The sequence below is a fragment of the Helicobacter bilis genome (assembly GCF_001999985.1).
GTDB lineage: Bacteria > Campylobacterota > Campylobacteria > Campylobacterales > Helicobacteraceae > Helicobacter_A > Helicobacter_A rappini.
The window spans coordinates 1,498,437-1,524,616 of record NZ_CP019645.1; the positions used below are offsets into that span (position 1 = coordinate 1,498,437).

Here is a 26,180-nt window from a genome sequence, read left to right on the forward strand (position 1 = left end):
TATACCTTATTTTGTGAACTTTGAATTGAATCTTATCTCTTTTAAAGTAATCAATCTCTAGTGTCTTACGGAGATGTAAGATGGATACTATCGGTAATTTTTCTATACAAACTGCAAAAAATAGTGTAGAATTACGACTTGCATAATTTTTAGATATTATGTGCTACATTTAAATCGCTTAAAGCGTAAGATTTGATATTTGAAAGTAAGGAGAAAGACATGAATAACATGATGAAAAAAGGACTGCTAACATGTGCAATATCGCTTGGTGCAGCACAAGGGCTAATGGCAAGCAAGATAGATTTAACGACGCATGGTAGGCTTAGTGCTGGTTTCTTTGGATACAGTGCGCCAAAAAATGGCTCAAGTAATTTCAATAATCTTGGCTTAAATGCTTATGTAAAAGCTGATTTTGGTTTAAATGAAAATTGGAATGTAGGTATGGGTGCGGCTGGCATTTGGAATGTGTTAAGCATTTTCCCCATAGATAACAATCTTTTGCCTTATACTTCAAATGGTGATGTCGCAGATATTTACATGGTGTATAAAAACAATGGATTAAAGGTTGTGGCTGGTCGATATAATATAGATACAGGCTCAACAATCGTGCGTAGCAGTGCGTTTGTAAATGGACATCTGCAGGGTGTAAGTGTGCAGTGGAATCCTAGTGGCAACACTTCCGCGTATAAAGTTTGGGCGCATTATATTAACTCATTTCTTGACAATGGCTATTTACCCGGTAGGATAGGCTCTGATCTTGCTATGCTGAATCCATATTTTGATAGTGGTAAGGCAAAGATTGGTGGTGAAGTGTTCTTATTTGGTGCAGATTATAGTAAAAAAGGAATCTTTTTATCACCTTACCTATTAATCAACACAAAAGCACCAAATGGCACGACAAAAATGGGCTTTAATCCTGTTTTTCAGATTGGAGCTTCTGCGAAATATACATATAAATTTAATCCAAATTGGCATTCAATCACAAGTGCGAATCTCATGTTTCAATATGGCGACATGGCAAACAATAACACTGCAGCCGACAATTTCTTAGGTTTTATATATGCAGATGAAGAGGTAAAATATGTCCGCTATGGCACAAACAAGGCAGGCAAACAATATGAAATCTATTCTATTAGCTTTGGTGGTGGTGCAAGAGCGGTTTTAGCAAACGAGCAAGGCAAGGTTTTCTCACTTAATGACAGGACAAGATTCTATGGTAAGTTTCTCAATGGTGCTGGTATAGGTCAAGGCGGCACTTGGACCTTGTATCTATTTGGTAAAATGAATCACCGACTTTTTGAAGCGCAAGTTTTAGCTGGTGGTGGGACTTATACAGAGATTAGTGCTGTTGGTTTATGGAAAGCATATAGACAAAATAGAAACAGCGATGAGGGTTCATTCTTAGGATTTGATGTTGGCGGTGGCTATGTATTCGCACATGGTGCTGGTGCTGCCAACCATGGATTGATGGCATTTGCCAAGCTTTCATATTAAGATATGATATAAGCATTTTATGCTGCCAACCATCTATTGTTGGGTTGGCTATGGATTTTAGTGGGTATATTTTTTTGGAATCTCGATGTTTAACCACACCATTGGGAACTTTTTAGGGCACATTGTATAAAATCATGCATCTTGCTTATACAAGCTGCAATAAGCTTGTATAATAAAAATTCCAATTTGTCATATTAAGTCCTTGAGAAGACAAAAATATCTTTTTTTTAGAATCTAGTGCTCGCTATGTTTTATCTACTTAGCATAACAAACGCTGGATTTGATACTCTTTTTGATGGTGCTGATTTTTGCACTTTGGCGTTACTCAAACTTGTGCTTTTTCTGCATAAAAAGTTTCATGACCTAAAAAATTGCGCAAGGACATCCCCATGCAATCTCATACCTTGTTTCTAGAAGCAAGCCTGCATAACTCACCCAAAATGTGGTTCTAGTTTGCGTTTTGCAAGTAGGTGAAAATGCAGGTGCGGGACCTCTTGTCCGCCATCACTCCCGATATTAGTTATTAATCGATAGCCACTTTCACGCACACCAAGAGTATCTACTACACGCAGGATAAATGCACTCATATTTCCCATAAGATTCGGTGTAACGCCATTAAAATCTTTTACCCATTTTTTTGGGATAATAAGCACATGTATCGGGGCTTTTGGGGCAATATCATGAAATGCCATAAACTCATCATCTTCTAGCACAATATTTGCAGGGAGTTCTCTATCAACGATTTTTTCAAAAATGCCTTTTTCTGCCATGCTATATCCTTTTCTAGTTTTATTTGCCATAGTTGTATTTTGAATGTATCATTCTAGCAAAAAATACATACTTTGTAGCAAAAATCCATTTTCTTTAGATAGAATAAAACTTTCACAGAAAATATTACAAGATAAAAACCAAAGAAACACTAAGGGCTTTGCATGTTGGAATTAAAACAATGTATAAAAGACACGCTTGCAAAAATAACACAAGCAGATAATAAAGAGATTCTAGAATCTTTACGCATTGAAATGAGTGGTAAAAAAGGCTATATTACACAAGCATTCAGTAAGCTTGGCACACTTCAAGGCATTGAGAAAAAAGAAGTAGCAGCAGAATTAAACACGCTTAAAAAAGAGTTTGAAAACATCTTTCATATTAAAAAAGAAGAGATTAGTCTAAAAGATTTAGAACAAAAACTAAAAAGTGAAAAGATTGATACAAGCCTCTTTAAAAAAGCTAACTTTGCAAGTAATGGACACCCTGTATATCAAATGCGTGATATTATCATTGATTATTTTGTGGGATTAAATTTTTCCCTGCAAGATGGTCCTTTTATAGAAGATGATTTTCATAACTTTGAAGCATTAAACCTGCCAAAATATCACCCCGCAAGGGATATGCAAGATACATTCTATTTTAAAGATTCTATGCTTTTAAGGACACACACTTCGCCTACGCAAATACGCACAATGGAATCCAATAAGCCACCAATTCGCATGATATGCACAGGGGCTACTTTTAGGCGAGATTATGATATGACGCATTCGCCTATGTTTCATCAATGTGAAGGTTTAGTGGTAGAAAAGGGGGATCATATAAGCTTTGCGCATTTAAGATATATTTTAGAAGATTTTGTAAAGCATATCTTTGGGAGTGATGTGAAAGTGAGATTTCGCTCATCTTTCTTTCCTTTCACAGAGCCTAGTGCGGAAGTCGATGTGAGTTGCATGTTTTGTAAAGGGGAGGGTTGCAGGGTATGTTCGCATACAGGCTTTTTAGAGATACTTGGTTGTGGTGTGGTAAATCACAATGTATTTCGTGCGGTAGGCTATGAAGATGTGAGTGGTTATGCCTTTGGCATGGGGATTGAGCGGCTTGCTATGCTGAAATGGGGGATTAATGATTTACGCAGTTTTTATGAAACAGATTTGAGAATCTTGGAGCAGTTTTAATGATAGTTACAAGTGAGAGTTTAAGCCATTTTATTCAATTAGGTGGAATCGATTGGAAAGAGCTTGTGCGAGTGTTAAGCAGCATAGGCTTAGAAGTTGAGAGAGAATATGAGACTACAATCCCGCAAAATGTTGTCGTAGCAAAGGTATTGAAAAGGATACAGCACCCAAATGCTGATAAATTGAGTGTATGTGAAGTGGATATTGGCACTGAAGTATTACAGATTGTATGCGGTGCGAAGAATGTGTATGCAGGGCAGTATGTAGCTTTAGCACTTATAGATTCAGTCCTTCCTTTTGGTAAAGATGGTAGCACGACTATTACAAAGAGTGAGATAAGGGGCGTTGAGAGCTTTGGTATGCTTTGTTCTAGCACAGAGCTTGGATTGCCAAAATTAAATGATGGAATCTTAGAGCTTGATTCTAGCATTGGTGAGCTTGTGCTAGGCAAGGAGCTTTATACTTACTCAATATTTCATCAAAGTGTGCTAGAGTTAGGCATTACACCAAATAGGGGGGATTGTCTATCTGTGCTAGGTGTAGCAAGAGATATTGCAAGTGTGTTTAATCTCATTCCTAAAAATATTGTCGCAAATGAGCCAAGCATAGCACTTGGTGTAGGCAGATTCTTACAGGTTGTGCCGCATGGAGATTTGCATTCCTCACTTTTATATAGAATCATTGAGATAAAAGAAGGTTATACACCACTTGCCATTGCCCTAACGCTTGGACTAAATGGCAGATATAAGCAGTGTCCTATGAGTAACTTTGCTGAATATGCGACCTATATGACAGGTGTGCTATTTAATGTATATCCTATGGATTCTAATAATGTCTCAAATAATGGGAAAGAAGCAAAGCTTTTAATAAAAGCAGATGAAAATGGCTTGGAATCTGTCTATGCAGAATTTCATGAAAACGAGACTACAAGACATACTAAACTTACAAGTATTGGTGCGACTTTCTATGAAGTAGAAAAGCATGATTATCCACGAACTTTCATATTAGAAGCAAGCTTTATAGATTCCGTATTAATTGCTAATAATACCTATGGTATGGATAAAACAAAGCTAACACATGAAGTATTACACCGCTCTGTTAGGGGTAGTAATCCAGATTTAGAATTAGGTATGAATTTTATGTGTAAAAGTTTAGAATCTCTTAATTCAAATCTTTATTCCGGTGTGCAAGAAATACTTAGAGCTTATCCGCCAACAAATATACAAATGACTTTTGAATACATTTCAGACTGCATTGGAAACACAATAGAAAAAGAAGAAATAGCCCTTTTACTCAAGCGATTAAATTTTAGAATCCAAGCCACTTGTGATGAGAATTTCTTCATCGCCCAGCCCCCAGCTTTTAGAAATGATATTAAAAGTAAGCAAGATATTGTTGAAGAGATATTGCGTCTATATGGTGTTGATAATATACACCCAAAAAAGCATATTATAGAGCAAATACCACAAACCACACAAGCCTACATCACGCACCAAAAGACAAAGAAGCTACGCACAAAAGCACTAGCACATGGCTACATTGAATGCGTGCATTATGTATTTGATGATTCTAAAAAGCTAGAGAGTTTAGGTTTTGAGCCTTTAAGTGAAGATAAAAAGCTTTTAAATCCTATTACAAGTGAGCTTGATACATTGCGACCCTCACTTATCCCGCATATTTTAGAAAGTCTATCGAAAAATAAACGCTATGGATATGAGGGCATACGACTTTTTGAGATTGGATATGTGTATGATAAAGATAGAAATGCAAAGCAGAATCTTGCCTTTGCAATGAGTGATTATCTAAAAACGCCAAGCTATCCAAACCCTAAGGGAATAGGGCTTGACTTTTTTAACTTCGCACAAAATGTGAGTGAGATTATCGGTAATTTTGAGTGTATTAATACAGCAAGCAAGTTTCAAAAATCAAGGCTTATCCACCCATATCAAAGTGCAAATATGCTACAAAATGGTGTGATTATCGGCGTAATGTCAAAATTACACCCAAATATTGCAGAAATGTATGATTTAGGAAATGTCTATTTTTGTGAAATCGATTTTGCCTTACTACTCGCACAACAACAAGATGATAAACTTGCAAAAGAGTTTTCAAAATATCAGGCAAATAAGAGAGATTTAACGCTTTTACTTGATAAAAATGTAAGCTTTAGTGCGATAAAATCAGAGCTTGAAAAGGCATCATTGCACGATATAAAAGAGATTTTACCACTTGATATATATCATGAAAATGATGATAATATAGCCTTAAGTATTCGCTTCATCTTTCAATCTATGCACGACACACTTACAGAATCTCAAATGCAAGAGAGTTTGCAAAAGATTCTAGAAATATTAGAGCAAAGATTCCATGCGAAACTAAAGCTTTAAAATTAGGCATGGAATTTTTTTTGCTACATTGACTATAAAGTCAAAAAGGAATATGAATGAAATTTGCTAAAATTATTGCTATTTTTGGGATAAGTGTGTTTTCTTGTATGATTTTGTATGCTAGTCAAAATCCATTTATGATTAATGCAAATCAAAGGGATTTTCAAGCACAACAAAATAATAAAGGCAAAAAACATTTAACGACAGAAAGCGTGCAGCTTCCAAGTAATGCAAGGGAGCTAAAAAGTGTTACACTCACTTTTCAAAATCTTGATGGCACGACTGAGAGCAAACAGCTAAAAGTAGATAAAACAATCGATTGGCATTATCCCATTAAAATCACACAGCAAGAGGCTATAAGAAATATTTCTAAACGATATTTTAGCTTGAATGATTTTGAGTTTTACATGGAAGGCAAAACCTTTGTGATAAGCTCACCAAAGCATAGAATCTTACGACACTTTTTACTTGCAAATCCTACGACTATTGTAGTAGATTTTAGCCGCGATAAAGGTGCAGCCTATGATGGCAATATCGGCACAGGTGAAAAGTATTATGCAAAAGTTGGCGTAAATGCAAAAAGCAATCTTTACCGCGTAAGCATAGAACTCGATGGTATCTATCAATACACATTGAAAAGCGCTAAGAATAATACACATACGATACAGCTAAGATAATGTCCTATGTTTTACTTTAAATAATTGTGTTTAGAATAAAACTTAATTTTAATTTTACTGCTTAATGCAATACCAATAGTGTTGAGATACCACATAAAAAGCACGAAAAATAGTCTAGTTTCTAATCCACCTGCCCAAAATCACTTAATTTTTGTTTTTTAAATTCCTGCCATGTTTGATTCATTATTGCTTGTCGTGAATCTTTTAAAAGCGTAATGTAAAAATGCAGGTTATGGATACTTGCAAGGCTGTGATAAGTAATCTCATTTGCACGGAATAAATGATGTAAATACGCCCGTGTAAAATTTAAACAAGTAAGGCAATGACACTTAGAATCAAGCGGTGTGAAATCATTCTTATAACATGCTTTTTTAATATTTAGTCTGCCTTGATTTGTAAAAATACTCGCATTTCTAGCATTACGCGTAGGCATAACACAATCAAACATATCCACCCCTCTATCAATGCCCTCCAAAAGATTCTCAGGTGTGCCAACCCCCATGAGATAACGAGGCTTTGTCTCTGGTAAAAAATCACACGCATAATCAAGGCATTCATACATTTCTTGACTGCTCTCACCAACGGCTAAGCCACCTATTGCATAGCCATCAAAGCCAAGTTCTGTAAGCTCTGCTGCACTTCTTTTACGCATTTCATAGTCTGTGCCACCTTGCATAATTGCAAAGATTTTATTTTTTAAATCATGTCTTTCTTTCTGCATATTGTGATATTGAATGCTTTGTTTTGCCCATTTTGTCGTGCGTTTTACAGAATCTAGAAGTCGCTCTTTTGTCGCTGGTAAGCCTACGAGATCATCTAAAATCATCATAATATCAGAGTTTATCGCATATTCTATATCAAGCACTTTTTCAGGGGTAAAAAAATGCTTGCTTCCATCAATATGTGATTTAAAAGCGATACCGCAATCATCATGTCTAACATTTTCGCCCAAACTAAACGCTTGGAATCCACCGCTATCGGTCAAATAATTACCATGAAAATTTGCAAAATTATGTATCCCGCCCGCCTTTTTTAGTGTCTCTATGCCCGGTCTAAGATAGAGATGATAGGTGTTTGCAAGAATGAGATTTGTTTGCAAGATATTTTTAATATCAAGAGAGTTTAGCCCCTTAATCACGCCTTGTGTGCCAACAGGCATGAAAATGGGCGTTTCTACATCGCCATGTGCTAGAGTAAAGCTGCATGCCCTTGCCTTGCCAACTTTTGCTTGGATTTGAAACTGCATAAAATCCCCCTTGTGATTCCTAAATATTTGTGGATTTATAAAAGTGAGATTCTAATAAAAAAATGAGAATCTTTTGAGTAAAAGCTTGTAAAATCCTTGCAAATACATAGGTTATGTTGTATAATTTTGGCTTACCGAAAGTAAAGGAGAATATATGCAAAACACAATGACAAGACGAGAATTTGTAAAAATCGCAGGTATAGCTGGTGGTGCAATGCTACTTGGACAAAGCCTATTGAATGTAGCGTTTGCTGCACCCCGTGTTGATATACAAGGTTTTTTTAGCACACAAAAGTTATCTAATGGCGTAGAGATTCCACGCTATGGGATTGACTCATGTGCACATGCTTTAGGTGGCACAAAAGAAGGCGGACAAGTTATATTAGAGGCTTTAAGAGCTGGTTTCAAATACATAGAAGCACATGGTGCGACAAGTGAGGCTGGAGATGGATATGTGCTTAGTCAGCTTCCACGACAAGATGTATTTTTATCATTGCAATTGCCAAAGGGCATTTCAACAGAAAGTGAAGTGCTAGATGCTTTCAACGAGGGACTTGCAAAGATGAAGACAGATTATCTTGACCTAGTCATTGTTGAGGTTGCAGAGGCAAAAGGTAGGGCTTCATGGCTAGAGATTACAAGAGAAGTGTGGCGTGCGGTTGAGAATCTATACAAGCAAAAGAGAGTGCGATCCATCGGCATTGCAAACCTTAAAGCAGAACAATTTGATGAGTTTATGGAATCATGCGAGATTAAGCCTATGGTGAGTCAGCTCAATATTAGCCCATTTACACTAAATCATGCAAATAAAGTATTGGTAGAGAGATTCCAAAATAGAAAAATTGCTGTAAGCACGACAACAGCACTTGGGGACTTTGAAGGTTCTGTGTATGATCCAATCTTGCAAAAAGTAGCACAAAAACATAATAAAACAGGTGCTCAAGTTGCTTTGCGTTGGAGTTTGCAAAGTGGCTTTATCACATTACCACCAGCAAGTAGCGTAGAACAAGCAAAAGAATATGCTGATATTTTTAACTTTAAACTTGATGCAAGAGATATGAAAGCTATATCTCGTGTGCATGAGAAAATGAAATAGAGATAATGCCTAATGTTCGTTATGTGTAGGGTGAACAAGGGTCTACATATGATCCCCCCTCCCCCTACACTCAAGTTCAAAGCGGCAATCTAGATTCTGTAACAATTGCATGTTAAGCAAGGCAGAAGTCTATCATAGAGTTCTATAAGCGATTTTTTAATATCCAAAATGACAAGGATCTAGATCAAGCGGACTTCATTTTTTAGCCTTACATTCACTTGCTTTTTCATTCTATAATTAAAGATCTTTTATGAATACAGATAAAACTCATACAATATTGCGTATATTAGATGCAAATCTCAATAGATTGCAAGAGGGCATTCGCGTAGTAGAGGATATATTTCGCTATGTATATGACAACAAGGAAATAACCTATACGCTAAAGCAAATGCGACATAAAGCTATTTTACAGCATACAGATTTGCTGTTACAAGCACGCGATGTTGAATGCGATATTGCAAAAGGCAGCATTGACACAGAGATTGAAAGGCTAGATTTAGTAGCAATACTTCATGCAAACTTTCATAGAATCTGCGAAAGCGCAAGAGTGCTTGAAGAGTGTCTAAAGCTAAAAGAATGTCAAAAGTTTGGCAAAAGTCAAACTTTTAAATCTTTGCGTTATGAAGCGTATAATTTGCATGTCATTGCAAATAAAATCGTGGATAATGTTTGCAAATAAAAATAAAATAAAAAGCAACACAAACTCTAAAGCCTAGCAATATCATATTTAAATCTTTTTAACCAAGTTGATATGCCTTGATGACTTAATAAACGCTTAGAATCTCAAATAACAATCATTGCGCTATGTAATATTACAACAAGATTCCATGACACGATACACAACAATAAAATGAATGCAATTCTAGCTATCTAAATCTCATGCATATTACAAAAAGAATGATATAATACGCCTTTTTATTATAATACAAATAAATCTTTTAGAATCTAAATCAAACGAGTTTAATATAGAAAGGCAATTATGAATAACACTATGCAAGATTCCACTATAAAATCTACACAGAATCCACAGGCACAGCAGACTTACCATGAAGTGCTAATAAATATAGAATGCAAACAGCAATATTTGCAAGATATTATCACGCAAAGCATTGCAGATATTATTTTGGAGCATGGAGATGGCGTAGAATTCATGGATAATACTAAGATTACGCTAGATTCTATTGAGAATAATGCTTAAATGGAAATCTTTGTGCGACAAAAGTTTCTTATTGCCTTATTTTTCATGCTTACTTGCTCTATGCAAGCCGCACCGCTTCTACCTTTCATTCAAGCAAAAGCAGATATTAATGAAGATAAAGTAGGCTGGGAGGTGGATCTAAACCGCATTGCCTTAAACTTCACACAAAGCTCTCTTAGCAATCAAAAGCTCTACACAAGCTTTTCTGATAGTAACTTAAAGGGTAACTCCCAACTTGCATTGCAATTCTTTTTTACTCTAAATGGCAATTTCTATGCCCCACGATTTGTAGTCTTTAACACCGCCTATGCAGAATATGGCTTTACACAAATCACGCAGACAAACAAAAGCATTGTTACCAACAAAAACCTTGATAAAATGGTATTTTCAACAGACTATACGCAAAGAATGTGGGACTTTGACTGGGGTTTTGAGATATTTGAGATGGGTCCTTATGTGCGGGCTTCCTATCAAACAGAGTTTAATCCAACGCCAAGTATAGGTCGCAGACATATCATAAACTACATGGCAGGGGCAAAGCTCTTTGATGGTAGATATGTGAAAAATCTTTATTTTGACTTCTTTGGCGAATATGATTTTAATCCCATGACAAAGCTAAATGGTGCAGGTTTAGAAGTGGGTGTATCGCTAGAGTATAGCTTAAATAAGAATGTGAAATGGACTTATACGATGAACTATAAAAAGTATATTTTCAATGCGAAAGATTCTAGAATCTCGCCTGATTATCAACTTTTGCTTGAAACTCGCATTGATGCAAAGCTATTTAGAAGTTTGAGTATCGCACCACTTTTGCGTTACTATATGCTTAAAGCAAATGATATAGACTTGCCCGCATCAAACTTTATGGTTGGCGTATCGCTTAATTTTGGTAAAGTTTTGCTTCCACCACAACAAGCATTAAAAGATTATGAGTTTGTGTATTAGATTTATAATGCAGGGCTAAGTTATTAGCGATTTTATGCTTTAATTGTATCTTAATATTTCGTAAGGACGAGAATTGATGAGCGATACAAAGCCAAATGATGAGATACTAACACTCTTAGAGCAATACGCCACACAAAAAAGATTCTATGGTAAATCTTATCCTAAGATCCCATTTGTATTTTCACATAATGAGAGAGATTTTATCGTAGAAGAGATTCCACTCTATCCTTTTAGTAATACTGGAGAGCATAGAATCTTAAAAGTGAGAAAAAAGAATATAAGCACACTAGAGTGTGTGAAGCTTATCGCACAAGCCCTACATATCAAAGAAAGGGATATCGGCTATGCTGGATTAAAGGATAAACACGCCCTTACTTATCAGCACATTTCAGTCCCAAATAAAGCATTTAAAGCCTATGAAAATAATCTACACAAGATAGATCAAATAAAGATTCTAGAATCTTATCTGCATGGGAATAAAATAAAAATAGGACATTTACAAGGCAATAAGTTTTTTATCCGCTTAAAAAAGGTTACCCCGCAAAGCTTTGAGCGGCTAAAAGAAGAAGCACTTCTAGCACAAAAGCAGGGCTTTCCAAACTTTTTTGGCTATCAAAGATTTGGTAATTTTGGGGATAACTATATGCAGGCATTACAGATTAAAAAGCCCCCAAATAAACAAAATCCATTAGAGCAACTGCTTATATCAAGTCTGCAAAGCGTATGCTTTAATCTATGGCTTGAAGAGCGACTAAAGATAAGCAATATCATGCAAAGTTTCAGTCTTAAAGATTCTATACAAGCACTCTCTAGCATGTATAATATCACTATGGATAGAGAGATTTTTGAGATTTTGCACTCACAAGCCCTGCCACTCACACCACTCATAGGCGATGTGTGTATGCACTATCCACATGGGAAATTTTTCTACTTTGGAGATAAAAGGTTAAATGACATACAAGAGATAAATTATGCTAAGACTATATTAAATGATACAGAGAGATTAAAGAATGGGGATATTAGTATCACAGGGCTATTAAGCGGTATGGATTGCAAAAAGATTCTAGAATCTCATTTGTTTGAATGCGATTGTGAGTTTAAAGGGCAGAATAAGATTCGAGAAATTAATCTAAATAGCGTGGATTTTAAGCAGAATATAGAATCTAAGAATTATCATGTTGAGCGTAGCAAAGCATCTAACACTTTAGAATCTAGAATAGATTTTTCGCCTACGGCTCAAAATGACAAGATTTCAGAATCTAAAAAAAATCTAAAGTCTCACACAACACAAAACCTAGAATCTAAAAACACTCAAAATAGAGTAAGACTAGCAAAGCAAGACGCATGTAGAATAGAAAAAAACTTTGCCTATCCCATTATGGCAAATGGAGCGAGGCGATATGCGTGGGTATATCCAAGCGACTTATCTATCAAATACAACGCAGAAAAAGCACAAGTAGAAATCGCTTTTACACTCCCAAGCGGTGCGTATGCCACAAGCTTTTTATCCTATATCAAAAATGGCGATGTGCGAGAATTTTAATGTAAAAAATATTCAATAAAGGAAAAATATGCAATCTCTATATATACATATACCTTATATTTGTGCCATTATTTGCTTATTTATCATGCTTTTTTCATACAGAAAGAAGCTGAAAGATTTACGCATAAAAGAAGCATTAAACGAACAAGCCATTTTGCTTACAAATAAACATTATGAAGAAAAAATACAAGACTTACAACACACATTAACAGCCACAAAAAGCGAATATCTAACACAATTAGAATCACTTAAAAAAGAACACACGCTAAATCTAACAAATGCCTTACAAGAGAGGGAAAACGCCCTAAAAGCCCAATACACACAAAAGCAAGAACTCATGCAAGAGCTACTACAAACTAACCAAGAAAAACACACCGCATTAATGACACAAAGATTCTATGAAATAAGCGAGCAGTTATTAGAAGAGAAAAATCGCCAATTCCAAGAAAAGCAAACCGATAGCTTAAAGCCGCTTTGCGATGAGATTATACGATTTAAAACAGAGATAGCACAGCACACAAAGGACAATCAAGAGCGACACATTGCCTTGAATACCGAGATTAAGCACCTAAAAGAAGCAAGCCTTAAAATATCAGCCGATGCGACCAATCTAGCAAACGCAATGCGTGGAGATTCTAAACTGCAAGGGCAATGGGGCGAGGTGATTTTAGAGCGATTGCTTGAATCTAGCGGTTTGCAAAAGGATAGGGAATACTATACGCAGGTATTTGTGAAGAATGAAGCAAAAGAGATTTTGAGACCTGATGTTGTGATACATTTGCCGAATAATCGCTTTGTAGTTGTGGATTCTAAAGTGAGTTTGAGTGCGTATGAGAGATTTTTCAATGCGACAGATTCTAAAGAAATGCACCTAAACGCACATATCGAGAGTGTGAAAAATCATATAAAAAGCCTTTCACTCAAGCAATATCAGCATTGCATTGAAGGGGGACAGCTTGATTTTGTGATTATGTTTATGCCATTAGAAGGGGCGTATAGTGCGATTTTACAGCATGATATGCAGCTATTTTTAGATTCTTATAATAAGGGCATTATCCTTGCTGCCCCAACGACTCTTATGGTGATTTTGCGGCTTATCCATCATATTTGGAGTAATGAAGCAAAGGATAAAAATATCACAAAGATTCTGCAAGAATGCGTAAAACTTATTAAAAAATTTGATGGCTTTACAGAGAGTATGGAAAAAATTAGCCGTGCTTTAGAAACTGCCCAAAATGCGTATGAAAAAGCCGAGATTCAGATAAGAGGTCGCGGCTCACTTGGCAGTTATATCAAGAATCTAGACAACTACATGTCCCAAATCACAACGGATACAAAACCACAAACAAGCCCAAAAAACAATAAAGCATTAGAATCACATATTAACAAAGAAGAAGAACATATACAAAATGACACTATGCCAGAAACCACAGACGATGAAAAAATCGCATTGTAGTTTAGCTTCTTATCTCTTTTTTACACACATAAGCATGCGAGAGTATGGCGCTTGGGGTTTAAGTTTATGAAACAATCTTTCTATAAAGAATTCTTAGTTCCATATAAATAAAAAGGAATTGAACCCAAAAATTCAGTATCAAACGCATGAGTATAAGGAGTTTTTAGGTGCATTTCTATTCACGCAAACTAAGTAAATTCCGAACTTCAAACATCCCAAGGTTATGCTGTGCTTATTTTTTTGTGTATTTGAGAGTGTAGAAACCAAATACATAAAACTTGCTTTCAGCTATCTCGAGATGATACGCTATTCAATTTCTTAGAATAAGGTATAAGATTATTGACATACAATTCACATTAACAATAAAAGATCTATATGTAATTTTGTTTATACACTCGTAAGGAGTATGGCAAAAACAATAAAAATACCCTTACAACTTAAATATACTATCCAGTCGTAAGAAAAGATTTGGGTGTGCCAACTTAATATTCTTTGCAAATGCCTTTGCATCAATATCTTGAATATTTCCATTTGATTGCTTGTAGGAATGAAACTCATGCAGGGCTACTGCCATTGTATCTTCTAAATCAATTGGCATAAGCTCTCTTATCTCATATCGTAAAAGCATTAAAAACTTCTCTTCATTATGCTGTTGAACATGTCCTAAAAGATTCTGCAGGGCAAATTGTGGCAGGGCGACAAATTCCTTTCCTTCTGTGGTCTTTAGAAACCACGCTTCATTTTCATTAAAATCCCCCTCTACAAACTCAAGCAGCCATCTAGCATCATCTAGCTTTGCCATATAGGCTACATTACTCAGAGTTTGCAGGCTTTCTACTAGCTTTTTCTTGTCGTATTTTGTTCGTTTAGCCATACCATTACTCCTTTTTGTGCGTGAAGTCTGTTGTGTGCTTCTTCAATAATCTTGCTTTGTTTCCCATCAATTACTTCTTCACTTACCTCTAATCCACGATATGCAGGCAGACAATGCAAGAAAATCGCATTTTCATGTGCCAAAGACATGATTTTAGAATCTACCTTATAATCTTTAAAGTCCCACATACGCGTCTCTTTTTCGTTCTCTTGCCCCATTGACACCCAAGTATCTGTTGTGATAACATGTGCGTCTTTTGCAACACTAAAAATATCATCAGTGATGACTATTTTTGCACCACTCTCTTGTGCGTTTTTCTCTGCGATTTCTACAATATCCTTGCTAGGCATATACTTCTTAGGACAGGCAAGTCGTATCTCAAAGCCAAGCTTGGAAGCAAGCATAAGCCATGAGTTTGCCATATTATTCCCATCGCCAATATAGGCTACAATGGGCTTTGCGATACTATTTTTTGCTCCCACTTCATGCAGTATAGAATCTGGCACAAATATACCGCATTCAATCATAGTGAGATAATCTGCTAAAAGCTGCATAGGGTGAAACACATCGCTAAGCCCATTAATCACAGGCACACTTGAAAACCTAGCAAACTCTTCTAGCCTCTCGTGCATGTGTGTTCTCACCATAATCATATCCACCATAGAGCTAATCACAGCCGAGCTATCGCGGACGATTTCCCCTCTGCCAAGCTGTAATTCATTATTTGACAAAGAGATTCCAAAGCCACCTAGCTGATAGATCCCCACTTGAAAGCTCACACGAGTGCGAGTAGAGCTTTTCTCAAAAATCATTGCAAGGGTTTTGCCTTTTAAGTATGGTGTCGCAATGCCATTTGTATATTCAGTTTTAATTTTTATCGCAAGTGCAAGCATTTCTAGAATCTCATGCTTTGTAAAATCATTGATAGTTAGAAAATGTCGCATGTTTATCCTTCATATCGCAATAAAGTAAAAGTGTAATATTACAATAAAACGCTAGAAAAATAGCTTTTTATAGAGAATTTCAAGGCTTTCTTGTCAGATTTATGTTGGATTCTATTTTTTTGCCAAAGCAAGTATAAAGTTTTATTCTTGTCATCAATGCTTAGTGTTAAGACGACTAAAATTTGACAAAAATAAGTCGAAATTGCGACATCAATTATATTTTTGTATCCTATGAGTTCATACAGAAAATCCTAATATGCAAAATAATTTTACATTATTAAACCAACTCAAAATTCGCATTAACACAAAATTTATCCCCATTTTTCGTAGCTATAAAGCTTTATGCTACAATATGTTTTATTTGAGTTTTAAGGGGAATGTATGTCGATTTTTCGTGAATATGATATTCGAGGTATTTTTGAAGTTGATTTAACAAAAGAAGTGGTCGTAAAAATTGGCTATTTACTTGGAGAAGAGATTAAAAAGCATGATAATAAAGTCGCCATTGGATATGATGCAAGGACACATAGTCCTACTCTCTTTGAATGGCTTAGCTATGGACTACAAGCAAGTGGATTAGAGGTCTTTAATCTCGGTATGATTCCCACGCCTGTTGCGTATTACTGCACTTTTAGCACAGAAATTAAAAGCTCGATTATGATTACAGGCTCGCATAATCCACCGCAATACAATGGCTTTAAAATCACAATCAATAAAGCCCCATTTTATGGAGAACAGATTCAAACACTTGGCAGAAAAATGGCAAGTGCCAATGTGCCACATATCACACAAAAAGATTCAGTAAAGCTTAATGTTTTAGAATCTTACATAGATTACATGACAAAAGAGTTTGCGATATTAAAGGATTTAAAAGAGACTATTATATTTGACTGCGGTAATGGCGTGGCGGGCATTGCTTTGACAAAGATTATAGAAAATCTAGGATTGAGGGCTATCCCCTTATACTTTGAGCCAGATGGCACTTTCCCAAATCATCATCCAGACCCAAGCGAAGAGCATAATCTAGTGGATATACAAAATGCCCTAAAAACGCATAATGCTCATATTGGTATCGCATTTGATGGTGATGCTGATAGAGTAGCCCTAATCTCACAGAATCACAACTTTAAAGGCGATGAGTTGGCTATACTTTTCGCACGAGACATTGCAAAGACTATTACAAATCCAACGATAATAGGCGAGGTCAAATGCTCTCAAGTCATGTATGATTGCATTAATGCTATTGGCAAAAGCGTGATGTATAAAACAGGACATAGCAACCTTAAAGTCAAGCTAAAAGAGTTAAACGCACAGCTTGCATGTGAGATGAGTGGGCATATATTCTTTAATGATAGGTATTTTGGCTATGATGATGCGATATATGCGGCTTTAAGGATTCTAGAGCTAATCTATAAAGAGAAGCAAACTCATGAGAATCTAAAAACGCCCATTGAGACATTAGAAGAAAGCATAAAATCCCTGCCAAAAACTTATAGCACACAAGAAGAGAAAATAAAAACAGATGAAGCACAGAAGTTTCACATTATAGCGAGTTTGCAGACTAGATTGCAAGAGATTCTAAAGGCGCAAAAAGAGGGCAAAAATACAGACTTTTCAGCAGATTTTCCTGAGATTGTAGAGATTATTAGCATTGATGGCGTGAGAGTTGTATTTAAAGATGGCTGGGGGCTTGTGCGTGCAAGTAATACGACACCCACACTTGTTACGCGTTTTGAAGCCTATACAGAAGAGAAGTTATCGCTCTATAAACAAGCACTTTTAAGCTTAATCAAGCAATGATGTAAATAAAAGGAATGCAAGATGAAGCAACCCTTAAAAAAAGATATAGAATCTAAAAGCAAGGACTTTTCAGTAAGTAATACAGAAACTAGCTTTGATTCTAAAGTAGCACAAGATTACAATCACTTAGATTCTAATACGGGACAAAAAATACAGAATCTAGATTCCACAACCCATACACAACAAAGCATAGAAAAAGACTTGCAAACATTAAGACAAAATATTGATTCTATTGACAAAGAGATCATACAGCTTTTAGATAAGAGATTAACTTTCGTGCAGCAAATTGGGCATTTAAAGGTTAAAAACAACGCAAGTATTTATCGCCCCGATAGAGAGAGAGCGATCATACAGAATCTTTTATCAATCACAAAGGAAAAAGGGCTAAAAAATCTCAATAAATCAATCATTGAAGCCATTTTTTATGAGATATTTGCCATTGCTAGAAATATTGAGACGCCTCAAAAGATAGCTTTCCTAGGACCTATTGGCAGCTACACGCATCAAGCCGCTGAAAATCGCTTTGGTCCCTTAAGTGCGTATTTACCGCTAACAACCATTAGTGCGGTGTTTGAAGCATTGCAAAGGGGCAATGCAAAATATGGGGTAATCCCGCTTGAAAACAACACAAATGGCATGGTAGGCGAGACAATCGACAATCTAGCAAAGCATAATTTTAAGATTATAAACGAGATTATCCTGCCGATACATCATAGCTTTGCGACAAAGGAAAAACACATTAATGATATAAAGAAAATCTATTCTAAAGACATTGCATTTGGGCAGTGTAGCAACTTTTTGCAAAGCTATCAACTGCATGAAATCGAGCATATTTCTGTGAGTTCCACAGCGTTTGGAGCAAAACTTGCAAGTAGTGAGAGTGGTAGTGCGGCAATCTGTTCTGAAATCGCTACAAAGCTATATAATCTCCCCATTATGTTTGCAAATATTGAGAATCATTGCACAAATCAAACGAGATTTGTAATCATCAGCGACTTTACAAACGAAAAGGGACAGAATGATAAAACTTCTATTTTTGTAAGTATGAAAGACTTTGGAAAAGCTGGGGCATTATTTGGTCTTTTGCAAGACTTTAAAGACGAATCGATTAATATTACTAAGATAGATTCTAGACCGATACAGAGTGATGGGGCGTTTCACTCTGGATTCTATATGGATTTTTACGGACATAAAGATGATGAGAGTGTAAAGAGGTTGTTTGATAAAAGAGGCGATGAGATAAAATGGCTTGGCAGCTACCCTGCGTTTGTGTAAAAAAAGTATAAAATATCGCTCAATGAAAAACTATAAAATGCACCTTGAAATTATATATTTTGTTAAATCGCTATAAAAATATCACAAAACAAATAGATACTAGAAACTTTTATGATACTATAACTTCATATAAATTTAAGGTTTATTATTGATGGCAAAACACCCTTTGACATATCAAAATACTAAACAAGATATATATATATATATATATATAGCAGGACACTCTGGATGTCAGCTAGAAATTATCAATAATCACACAATTTTAAAAACCACTACAAATAAAGACTACAAAGCTAGACTAAAAAAGCAATGCGAGAAGCAAATATTATTTGCTAATATGTATGACAACCATGACAAGATTCTAATCCCACAAGTTTTACAGCAATATTGGGAAACTAAGGATAATGAAAAAGTTGGCTTTTCAATGCCTTATTATTATGCAAGTGATTTTATTGTATTTTTTGAAAACGCTACAATTACAAGTATCGCTCAAACCATGCGTATTTTATTGCAATTTATTGAAAATAATCTAAAAGATTCTATATATACAACTATAAATAAAGAAATATTCTGTAATAAATACGATGAGGTTGCACAAAAGATAAATACATGTAAAAACAAATCTCTAACCCTATGTTTAGATTCTATAAAAAGGGATTTAAAAGAACTTCCAAATGAGATTACCCTGCCGCTTGGAAGATGTCATGGAGACCTTACTTTTTCAAATATTTTATTCTCAAACGACAAGATTATACTTATTGATTTTTTAGATAATTTTATTGAAACGCCCTTGCAAGATATTGTAAAGCTTAGGCAGGATACAAAGCATAAATGGAGTGTAATGTTGTATGAAAGAAGTTATGATAAAACTAAAATTGCAATGCTTTTATGCTACTTAGATGAAATGATAGATAAGCATTTTATGCAATATGAATTTTATAGAAAATATTACACCATTTTTCAAAAAATAAATCTTTTTAGAATCCTTCCCTACGCAAAAGATAATCACATTTTTGATTATGTGGTTACTGAAATTCTCAATCTCAACATAAAGGATACAATATGTCAAACATATTAATTACAGGTGGTGCGGGCTTTGTTGGCTCTCAATTAGGATATGTGCTAAGTAAAAAGGGGCATAGAGTTATATTGCTTGATAATATGTCGTATGGGCGATTAGATAACTTGATTGTAAATAATGAGTTTTTTGGAGAGTTTATCGGCATGGATATACGCTCAAAAGATTTATTACATGTAATGAAAGGCATAGATTATGTGTTTCATTTTGCAGGTATTGCACCTTTGCCTGATTGTCAAACAGACCCATATAAAGCCATTGATATTAATGTAGCAGGAAGTGCAAATGTTTTAGAATCTGCACGCTTTAATGGTGTGAAAAAAGTTGTCTTTTCTAGCACTTCAGCAATTTATGAGAATAACAAAGAGTTTCCCACAAAAGAGAGTGATGAAACCTCGCCTTATCTCATATATTCCACTTCTAAAAAACAAGCTGAAATGCTGTGTCATTCATTCTTTAAAACCTATGGATTGCATATTGCTATCTTGCGTTTCTTTAATGTATATGGACCACACCAAGATATGAAAAGAAAGCATCCACCTTTAATTGGCTATATCATTAAAACGCTATTAATGGGGGGGGGGGGGGGCAACAACCAGTCCTTCATTCAAATGGCTTACAAAAAAGAGATTATGTCTATATTGATGATGTTATTTCGCTATGTGAGATTGTGATGAATGATAATAATGTAGTGTATGACACATTTAATGTCGCATCAGGCAAGGCTTATTCTGTTGTAGAAATTTATGAAATTATCGCAAAATATTTACAAACAGATATAAAGCCTATTTTTAGAGATGCAAAGCTTTTTTGGGAAAAGTATCCGCCTTTATATGAGGGTGCTTTAAAGCTGCATGATTCTATCTTAGAGAGTGAGGTAAATAAATATGCCTTAGGCAATAATGACAAAGCAAAACAGCTAGGCTGGAAACCTAGCATTGATATGGACAAAGGATTAATTAATTGCATAGAATATGCAAAAAAGATATTTGGAGTAATGTAATGAATCTTATTTTACCGGTCGCAGGACATTCATCAAGATTTCCGGGAGTAAAGCCCAAATGGCTTCTTACACACCCAAATGGGAATCTTATGCTAACAGAGGCAATTAGAGGCTTAAATCTAAAGGAATTTAGTAAAATCTATATTATTTGCATGAAAGAGCATTATGAAAAATATGATTTACAAAAGCCTTTAATGGATCAATTTAAAATGCTAAAATGTGATTCTAAACTATCTATTATCACGCTAGATAAACAAACAAAGTCACAACCAGAAACCGTATATCAAGGTATAAAAAAGGCAAATATATGCGGACAAATCTATATTAAAGATAGTGATAATTACTTTGTGGAAAATCGCGTTAGTGGCAATTTCGTATCCACTTATGACTTAAATGATATGGATTTAACATACGCAAAAAGCAAAAGCTTTGTGATTGTAAATGAACAAAATATTATAACTAATATTATAGAAAAACGCGTGATTGGCTCAATCTTTAATGTTGGTGGGTATGGCTTTGAATCAAGTGAAGAATTTTGTAAATATTATGAGAAGTTAGCACATGAAGATAATTTGTATATCTCACATATTATTTATAATATGATGCTTAGCGGACATGTTTTCTTTAACTCAAAAGTGCAAGATTATTTAGATTGGGGGACAATAAAGGAATGGAATCTTTATAAAAGGGAATTTGCTACACTATTTGTTGATATTGATGGCACATTGGTAAAAAATTCTGGGCAGTTTTTTACGCCAAAATGGGGTGAGACAGGCAAGATAGACGAAAATGTTGCAATGCTGAATAAACTCTATGATACAGGCAAAGTTTATATTATCCTAACCACTTCAAGAACGCTAGATTATAAAACTATAACAGAAAATCAGCTAGAAAAAGAAGGAATAAAATATCATCAAATAATCTATGGCTTATATCATGCTAAACGAATTATTGTTAATGATTATGCTAACTCCAACCCCTATAAAAGTTGTGATAGTATTAACTTAAAACGCGATAGCAGTGATCTTAAAAGTATGCTTCAACATATTTTTGGTGATATGGTGTAGCGTTGTGCGAATCTAGAGTTACAATCATTAATCCTTTATTATCAAAATTTAAGTAATATTAAGAATATATTGTGATAAGGGGTTATGATTATGGATATAGATTTGGTTACAAATGAGATAAAAGCACATATAGATACTGCACAAAAGGCACTTGGCTTACTCGCACCAATACTACTTGAGAGTGCAAAAACTATCACCAAAGCCTTGCAGGATAATAAAAAGATTCTTATCTGTGGCAATGGCGGGAGTGCGGCTGATAGTCAGCATTTTGCTGCTGAACTCACAGGGCGATATAAGCGGGAGAGAAAGGGTCTTCGCGCGATTGCCCTAAGTACTGATACTTCTGCACTGACTGCTATTGGCAATGATTATGGCTATAATCATGTGTTTAGTAGGCAGGTCGAAGCCCTTGCAATGCAAGGTGATGTGGTGATTGGAATCTCAACAAGCGGTAATTCACAAAATATTATTAATGCTCTTGAAGTGGCAAATAAAATAGGCTGTATCACCCTTTCACTAAGCGGCAGAGATGGTGGGCTTATTAAAAATCTTTGTGATTATAGCATTGTCGCACCAAGCGATGATACCCCTCGCATTCAAGAGATTCACATTTTATGTATCCATATTTTATGTGAGCTTATAGAAAAGAGTTTTGCGGAAGCTAAGGCGTAGGTGGTAAAGATTTTTGAAATTTGTTTTATGTGAATGATAGCAAGTTAATATAGGGTTAAATGGCGGATAATACATACGCATAGGCTGTCATTTTCTTCGTATTTGTGTTATAGGGTTTAAGACATAATTGCTAGGTTATATTTATATTCACTTTTAAATTCTACATATATCCTAAAAGTTGGGGAGTTAGACTTGAAGCATTATCGTATTTTGTTGTATGCAGTGTAGTGATACTTAAAAATTTAAAAAATTCAGGAGTGCAAAACAATAAGGAAAGTGGGATTTGTAGCTACTTAATATGACAAGCAAAAGGTTTTGTATTGTTATTTTCTAATGGAATGCCATTTAGAATCTGCATTCCATAAAATACAACTCACTCAAACTTATCATCAAGAATCCATACCCTAAAATACTTAAATAAAGCTTAAAATAAAACAAGATTTCATCTCATTTTATGTAAAAATATCGATAAATCCCATAAAAATGTTACATTTTTTCTATTGAAATGCAGAAAAATCGTTTTTTTTTTTTTGTAGTTTGTAATTTGTTTGTTTTTATTAAAATTTTAAATCCTTTGAGCTTTTTTGTGAAGTTTCTTTTAAAGGATTAAAAAATGAGGAAGAAGCTTAGTGTAATGGCTGCAAACACATTGCTTACAATAGGGCTTGGCAATACCGCTTTAGCAGAAGAAAATAATGGCTTATTTATAGGTGTGCATGGTAGTGTTTCGTTTTTTGGTTTGGAAATGTATAACTATACTAGTAAGGCTTATGCTGATGGGGGCTACAAAGATATTGATATGAATAAATTCGATGCTCCATTCAATGTTGGTTTATTTCATGTTGGTCTAAAGGCTGGTTATCAACACTTCTTTATGTCAATGGTTGGTGCGAGAGGTTATCTTGGTTATGATTTTAATGGTAGTCGAGTGTTTGTAAAAGGCTCAAAATTTGTAGCGGGAATGAAAGACATTAATATGTCATTCCAAAATATTACATTAATAGCCTATAAAACTCTTTCTTACTATAATGAATGGTTGAAATACACTTTCTTAAATATTATATCCACTCTGCAAATACTAGGACGAGAATTATAAATACTGCGCATGTTATTGGATTCTAAATCCCTACCCAGTCTAACCGACATTTTTTCATTGTCAAGTCGCTTTATTTACTCTAAGTTGAAATAAAAAGGTGGGCTTGGCAAAATGTCCGCTCATTTTAATTGTAATTTATTTGCCTCCAAATTCCCAAAAAACCGATATTTTCTCTAGTTATATAAATTTATAAGAGTTAGCTAGAAAAAAAATTTAAAAATTATATGCTTGTGTGTAATATTGTAACTTATATAAAGTGAGTTAGCATAAGTGGGTAATTGCTTTTTAATGTAAGAGTAAAAAATCCCCTTGTGTGTTGTGTTCTTAGTGATTGCAATGCGTAAATATGCTTTATAATCTAGCTTACAATAAACTTTATTTAAAACTTAAAAATAACTTAAAATTTCATTGTTGGAATCACAATTCTATCCAAAGTCCGCAAAATAGGGCATAAAATGTATATGTGTGTCAAAATTTGTGCCATGAGTGTATTTTTTGTGTCATTTATGTGTGATAGAAAATCTTAAAGAGTGAGATAAGTTGCAGAGAGATTGAAATATTTTTAAATATTTAACGCTTTATGGCTTGTGTGATTGGCTCTTTTGAAATTGCCTTGCTTTGATTGGCTTTTTGTGTAAATACAAAGGCTAGTGTGATTTATGTTTGCATGATTTAGGTTTTTTGTGTGTTATTTGTGTAATTTTGGCTGATATTCCACTGAAATAAGGCTCTAAAACTAAGCTAAACTAGGCTACATTTGGCTAGTTTTTGCTTTTTTGATAGAAATTACACTTAAATCTACCATTAAACTTACATAAATGACTTACATTTTCTTGCAATTTTGTTAAATTCTCGCCTTGTTTGCTTCATTTCATAGTATTTTTGTCAAAGAAACTCACAAACAATCTTTTTTATAAGTTCCCTCTCACACACTACTATCAACAAACATGTAAAATATAAAAATCTCGGGCAAAATGTGGCGTGTGGATTGTAAGGCTTTGAGAATGCAAAAATTGCAATTTTGGCTTTCAAATGTGGCGTGAAGTTGAGATAGCACAGAATCTAATAAAGATGTTTCGCTTACGCTCAACATGACACAGATGTTAAAACCTAAAGTGTGGCGTGAAAAAAACACTCAAACACAAAGACACAGAAACATTGATAAACAACAAAAAAGCATAAATTTAGATTTTTGGCTTTAAAATGTGGCGTGTGGGCTTAGAAAGGGTCGCACTGGCTTAAATACAGATTTTAAACTAAAAAATGCAGAATCTAGCACACAAAAACATATAAAACAAGATTCTACAACACAAACTAACACTCAAACACTAGCAAAAAAACACTTAACACACCAAAATCTCTAAATCCCTAAAGTATTCTTTAAGCACAAACTTATCTTGGCTTTTATCATTGACATAGTCTTTATTCTCAACTTCTACTAAAGCTTTTAATCTTACATTATATGAGCCTTCTTTATTGAAAGATTTGAGTATATTATCTTTTTGGCTACTCTTAACATTTGATTGCTAACCTTGCCATCACCAAAATCCCACTCAACTTCTACTAACTCAATAGAGGTAACAATATGAAATCCTATCACTTCATCAATAGCTATAACACTCTTAGTAGCATATATCTCTAGTATAGTAGTATCAAAGTCTGTATTGTAGTCAGGTATTTGCACCTTTTTCCACTCATCTGTATAATCACTGATTGGAGCTTCACCTATTGCCTTAAGTGCATTCACGGTAGTTTGCTGCATATCATAGCTTTTGAGTAAGTCTGGTTTATTTGCATTTGATAATACATTTTGATAACTTACCATACAATTAGCTTTGTTTATCTGTGCGTTATCATTGGCACTTTTATGTAATACTTCTGCCTTGATTTTATCTTGCAGGGCTTGGGCTTGAAGTTGTGCTGTTTGCATTTTACTTGCTTGTATCTTAAAAAAGCTTTCTTTCACTTGGTTTGATAGCATTGCTACTTCTTTTTTCTTACCTAGTATGCCTAAAGCACTTTGATTTTGTGCGTCTCTTGTAGCCACTTCGTTTTGGTCTATGGTTAATGCAGTTTGGACTGCACTTTGAAATACGCCTAAAAATGTTTTAGCCATAAAATCGCTATAAGCTAAAGCTTTTTGGTCGTCTGTAAAGGCATAGCTTGGCATATACTTTACAAAACTATCTAAGGCATCTTTATATATTTGACTATCTTTCATCTTAGCTTCTATAAAATCAAAATTCTCTTGGAATTTCTTTAGAGTGAGATTTTTTGTGTCTATCATGTTAAATCCTTTTTTTTGTGGTATAATCTAGTTGTCTTTTATGGTTGTTTTAGTCTCTTAACCGATACTAGCTAAGGGAGATTATTACAAAACGCC

General features: G+C 34.8%; 24 protein-coding genes. 19 read left to right on the forward strand and 5 right to left on the reverse strand.

Annotated elements, in window-relative coordinates; translation table 11 throughout:
- The first annotated feature begins 219 nt into the window (after window positions 1–219).
- Window positions 220–1,494, forward strand: coding sequence for a hypothetical protein (locus XJ32_RS07035; RefSeq protein WP_077388809.1), 1,275 nt, complete (start codon window positions 220–222; stop codon window positions 1,492–1,494).
- 431 nt (window positions 1,495–1,925) lie between these two features.
- On the opposite strand, the gene XJ32_RS07040 is transcribed toward XJ32_RS07035, so the two are convergent.
- Window positions 1,926–2,264 (reverse strand): histidine triad nucleotide-binding protein, encoded by a 339-nt coding sequence (locus tag XJ32_RS07040; RefSeq protein WP_020995385.1) that lies wholly within the window; start codon window positions 2,262–2,264, stop codon window positions 1,926–1,928.
- A 162-nt stretch (window positions 2,265–2,426) separates the two neighbouring features.
- Here XJ32_RS07040 and pheS point away from each other — a divergent pair, with 162 nt between their 5' ends.
- The 3 genes from pheS to XJ32_RS07055 are packed head-to-tail and all read left to right on the forward strand — an operon-like array spanning window position 2,427 to window position 6,504.
- Entirely contained in the window at window positions 2,427–3,440 is a 1,014-nt protein-coding gene (gene pheS / locus XJ32_RS07045) for a phenylalanine--tRNA ligase subunit alpha (RefSeq protein ID WP_020995386.1), read from the forward strand.
- A complete protein-coding gene (gene pheT / locus XJ32_RS07050) occupies window positions 3,440–5,827 on the forward strand; it encodes a phenylalanine--tRNA ligase subunit beta (RefSeq protein WP_077388810.1) in 2,388 nt (795 codons plus the stop codon). The genes pheS and pheT overlap by 1 nt, the downstream gene beginning before the upstream one ends.
- Window positions 5,828–5,883: 56 nt before the next feature.
- Entirely contained in the window at window positions 5,884–6,504 is a 621-nt protein-coding gene (locus XJ32_RS07055) for an AMIN domain-containing protein (RefSeq protein WP_005217413.1), read from the forward strand.
- A gap of 121 nt (window positions 6,505–6,625) precedes the next feature.
- Here XJ32_RS07055 and tgt read toward each other — a convergent pair whose 3' ends face one another.
- Window positions 6,626–7,750 (reverse strand): tRNA guanosine(34) transglycosylase Tgt, encoded by a 1,125-nt coding sequence (tgt, locus tag XJ32_RS07060; protein ID WP_077388811.1) that lies wholly within the window; start codon window positions 7,748–7,750, stop codon window positions 6,626–6,628.
- Window positions 7,751–7,904: 154 nt separating this feature from the next.
- On the opposite strand from tgt, the gene XJ32_RS07065 reads away from it, so the two are divergent.
- The 6 genes from XJ32_RS07065 to XJ32_RS07090 all read left to right on the forward strand — a co-directional run bounded on the left by XJ32_RS07065 (window position 7,905) and on the right by XJ32_RS07090 (window position 13,988).
- Window positions 7,905–8,846 (forward strand): aldo/keto reductase, encoded by a 942-nt coding sequence (locus tag XJ32_RS07065; RefSeq protein ID WP_077388812.1) that lies wholly within the window; start codon window positions 7,905–7,907, stop codon window positions 8,844–8,846.
- Between the two features lie 250 nt (window positions 8,847–9,096).
- Entirely contained in the window at window positions 9,097–9,525 is a 429-nt protein-coding gene (locus XJ32_RS07070) for a thiamine-phosphate pyrophosphorylase (protein ID WP_077388813.1), read from the forward strand.
- 300 nt (window positions 9,526–9,825) lie between these two features.
- Complete coding sequence (locus XJ32_RS07075) at window positions 9,826–10,044, forward strand: hypothetical protein (protein ID WP_077388814.1); 219 nt, start codon at window positions 9,826–9,828, stop codon at window positions 10,042–10,044.
- 12 nt (window positions 10,045–10,056) lie between these two features.
- A complete protein-coding gene (locus XJ32_RS07080) occupies window positions 10,057–10,989 on the forward strand; it encodes a hypothetical protein (protein ID WP_254422305.1) in 933 nt (310 codons plus the stop codon).
- Between the two features lie 76 nt (window positions 10,990–11,065).
- Entirely contained in the window at window positions 11,066–12,532 is a 1,467-nt protein-coding gene (gene truD, locus XJ32_RS07085) for a tRNA pseudouridine(13) synthase TruD (RefSeq protein WP_077388816.1), read from the forward strand.
- Between the two features lie 28 nt (window positions 12,533–12,560).
- Window positions 12,561–13,988 carry a DNA recombination protein RmuC gene (locus XJ32_RS07090; RefSeq protein ID WP_077388817.1) on the forward strand — a complete coding sequence of 476 codons (1,428 nt, stop codon included), beginning with the start codon at window positions 12,561–12,563 and terminating at the stop codon, window positions 13,986–13,988.
- A 430-nt stretch (window positions 13,989–14,418) separates the two neighbouring features.
- Here the strand turns inward: XJ32_RS07090 and XJ32_RS07095 are convergent, their stop codons facing one another.
- Window positions 14,419–14,862: a DUF2603 domain-containing protein gene (locus XJ32_RS07095; RefSeq protein WP_077388818.1), complete on the reverse strand. Its 444-nt coding sequence runs from the start codon at window positions 14,860–14,862 to the stop codon at window positions 14,419–14,421.
- Window positions 14,826–15,806, reverse strand: coding sequence for an ornithine carbamoyltransferase (argF, locus tag XJ32_RS07100; protein WP_077388819.1), 981 nt, complete (start codon window positions 15,804–15,806; stop codon window positions 14,826–14,828). The genes XJ32_RS07095 and argF overlap by 37 nt, the downstream gene beginning before the upstream one ends.
- A gap of 381 nt (window positions 15,807–16,187) precedes the next feature.
- On the opposite strand from argF, the gene XJ32_RS07105 reads away from it, so the two are divergent.
- The 9 genes from XJ32_RS07105 to XJ32_RS11900 all read left to right on the forward strand — a co-directional run bounded on the left by XJ32_RS07105 (window position 16,188) and on the right by XJ32_RS11900 (window position 25,161).
- Entirely contained in the window at window positions 16,188–17,606 is a 1,419-nt protein-coding gene (locus XJ32_RS07105; protein ID WP_077388820.1) for a phosphomannomutase/phosphoglucomutase, read from the forward strand.
- 201 nt (window positions 17,607–17,807) lie between these two features.
- Complete coding sequence (locus XJ32_RS07110; RefSeq protein WP_155761541.1) at window positions 17,808–18,881, forward strand: bifunctional chorismate mutase/prephenate dehydratase; 1,074 nt, start codon at window positions 17,808–17,810, stop codon at window positions 18,879–18,881.
- 151 nt (window positions 18,882–19,032) lie between these two features.
- On the forward strand, window positions 19,033–19,959 hold the full coding sequence (locus XJ32_RS07115; RefSeq protein WP_077388821.1) for a phosphotransferase: 927 nt from the start codon (window positions 19,033–19,035) through the stop codon (window positions 19,957–19,959).
- Complete coding sequence (locus XJ32_RS07120; RefSeq protein ID WP_077388822.1) at window positions 19,944–20,633, forward strand: NAD-dependent epimerase/dehydratase family protein; 690 nt, start codon at window positions 19,944–19,946, stop codon at window positions 20,631–20,633. Before XJ32_RS07115 ends, XJ32_RS07120 begins: the two co-directional genes overlap by 16 nt.
- Window positions 20,600–20,962 (forward strand): NAD-dependent epimerase/dehydratase family protein, encoded by a 363-nt coding sequence (locus XJ32_RS07125; RefSeq protein ID WP_254422525.1) that lies wholly within the window; start codon window positions 20,600–20,602, stop codon window positions 20,960–20,962. Before XJ32_RS07120 ends, XJ32_RS07125 begins: the two co-directional genes overlap by 34 nt.
- Entirely contained in the window at window positions 20,923–22,029 is a 1,107-nt protein-coding gene (locus XJ32_RS07130; RefSeq protein WP_254422306.1) for a glycosyltransferase family protein, read from the forward strand. The genes XJ32_RS07125 and XJ32_RS07130 overlap by 40 nt, the downstream gene beginning before the upstream one ends.
- A gap of 90 nt (window positions 22,030–22,119) precedes the next feature.
- Window positions 22,120–22,701, forward strand: coding sequence for a D-sedoheptulose 7-phosphate isomerase (gmhA, locus tag XJ32_RS07135; protein WP_077388825.1), 582 nt, complete (start codon window positions 22,120–22,122; stop codon window positions 22,699–22,701).
- A gap of 613 nt (window positions 22,702–23,314) precedes the next feature.
- Window positions 23,315–23,797, forward strand: coding sequence for a hypothetical protein (locus XJ32_RS07140; protein ID WP_077388826.1), 483 nt, complete (start codon window positions 23,315–23,317; stop codon window positions 23,795–23,797).
- 1,205 nt (window positions 23,798–25,002) lie between these two features.
- On the forward strand, window positions 25,003–25,161 hold the full coding sequence (locus tag XJ32_RS11900; protein WP_155761474.1) for a hypothetical protein: 159 nt from the start codon (window positions 25,003–25,005) through the stop codon (window positions 25,159–25,161).
- Between the two features lie 89 nt (window positions 25,162–25,250).
- On the opposite strand, the gene XJ32_RS12865 is transcribed toward XJ32_RS11900, so the two are convergent.
- Complete coding sequence (locus XJ32_RS12865; RefSeq protein WP_233714107.1) at window positions 25,251–26,084, reverse strand: hypothetical protein; 834 nt, start codon at window positions 26,082–26,084, stop codon at window positions 25,251–25,253.
- Window positions 26,085–26,180: the final 96 nt, after the last annotated feature.

Excerpts from the sequence above, each read along its gene's own strand:
- XJ32_RS07035 (WP_077388809.1), top strand. The coding sequence starts at position 220 with ATGAATAACATGATGAAAAAAGGACTGCTAACATGTGCAATATCGCTT.
- XJ32_RS07040 (WP_020995385.1), bottom strand. The coding sequence starts at position 2,264 with ATGGCAGAAAAAGGCATTTTTGAAAAAATCGTTGATAGAGAACTCCCT.
- pheS (WP_020995386.1), top strand. The coding sequence starts at position 2,427 with ATGTTGGAATTAAAACAATGTATAAAAGACACGCTTGCAAAAATAACA.
- pheT (WP_077388810.1), top strand. The coding sequence starts at position 3,440 with ATGATAGTTACAAGTGAGAGTTTAAGCCATTTTATTCAATTAGGTGGA.
- XJ32_RS07055 (WP_005217413.1), top strand. The coding sequence starts at position 5,884 with ATGAAATTTGCTAAAATTATTGCTATTTTTGGGATAAGTGTGTTTTCT.
- tgt (WP_077388811.1), bottom strand. The coding sequence starts at position 7,750 with ATGCAGTTTCAAATCCAAGCAAAAGTTGGCAAGGCAAGGGCATGCAGC.
- XJ32_RS07065 (WP_077388812.1), top strand. The coding sequence starts at position 7,905 with ATGCAAAACACAATGACAAGACGAGAATTTGTAAAAATCGCAGGTATA.
- XJ32_RS07070 (WP_077388813.1), top strand. The coding sequence starts at position 9,097 with ATGAATACAGATAAAACTCATACAATATTGCGTATATTAGATGCAAAT.
- XJ32_RS07075 (WP_077388814.1), top strand. The coding sequence starts at position 9,826 with ATGAATAACACTATGCAAGATTCCACTATAAAATCTACACAGAATCCA.
- truD (WP_077388816.1), top strand. The coding sequence starts at position 11,066 with ATGAGCGATACAAAGCCAAATGATGAGATACTAACACTCTTAGAGCAA.
- XJ32_RS07090 (WP_077388817.1), top strand. The coding sequence starts at position 12,561 with ATGCAATCTCTATATATACATATACCTTATATTTGTGCCATTATTTGC.
- XJ32_RS07095 (WP_077388818.1), bottom strand. The coding sequence starts at position 14,862 with ATGGCTAAACGAACAAAATACGACAAGAAAAAGCTAGTAGAAAGCCTG.
- argF (WP_077388819.1), bottom strand. The coding sequence starts at position 15,806 with ATGCGACATTTTCTAACTATCAATGATTTTACAAAGCATGAGATTCTA.
- XJ32_RS07105 (WP_077388820.1), top strand. The coding sequence starts at position 16,188 with ATGTCGATTTTTCGTGAATATGATATTCGAGGTATTTTTGAAGTTGAT.
- XJ32_RS07115 (WP_077388821.1), top strand. The coding sequence starts at position 19,033 with ATGGCAAAACACCCTTTGACATATCAAAATACTAAACAAGATATATAT.
- XJ32_RS07120 (WP_077388822.1), top strand. The coding sequence starts at position 19,944 with ATGTCAAACATATTAATTACAGGTGGTGCGGGCTTTGTTGGCTCTCAA.
- gmhA (WP_077388825.1), top strand. The coding sequence starts at position 22,120 with ATGGATATAGATTTGGTTACAAATGAGATAAAAGCACATATAGATACT.
- XJ32_RS07140 (WP_077388826.1), top strand. The coding sequence starts at position 23,315 with ATGAGGAAGAAGCTTAGTGTAATGGCTGCAAACACATTGCTTACAATA.
- XJ32_RS12865 (WP_233714107.1), bottom strand. The coding sequence starts at position 26,084 with ATGATAGACACAAAAAATCTCACTCTAAAGAAATTCCAAGAGAATTTT.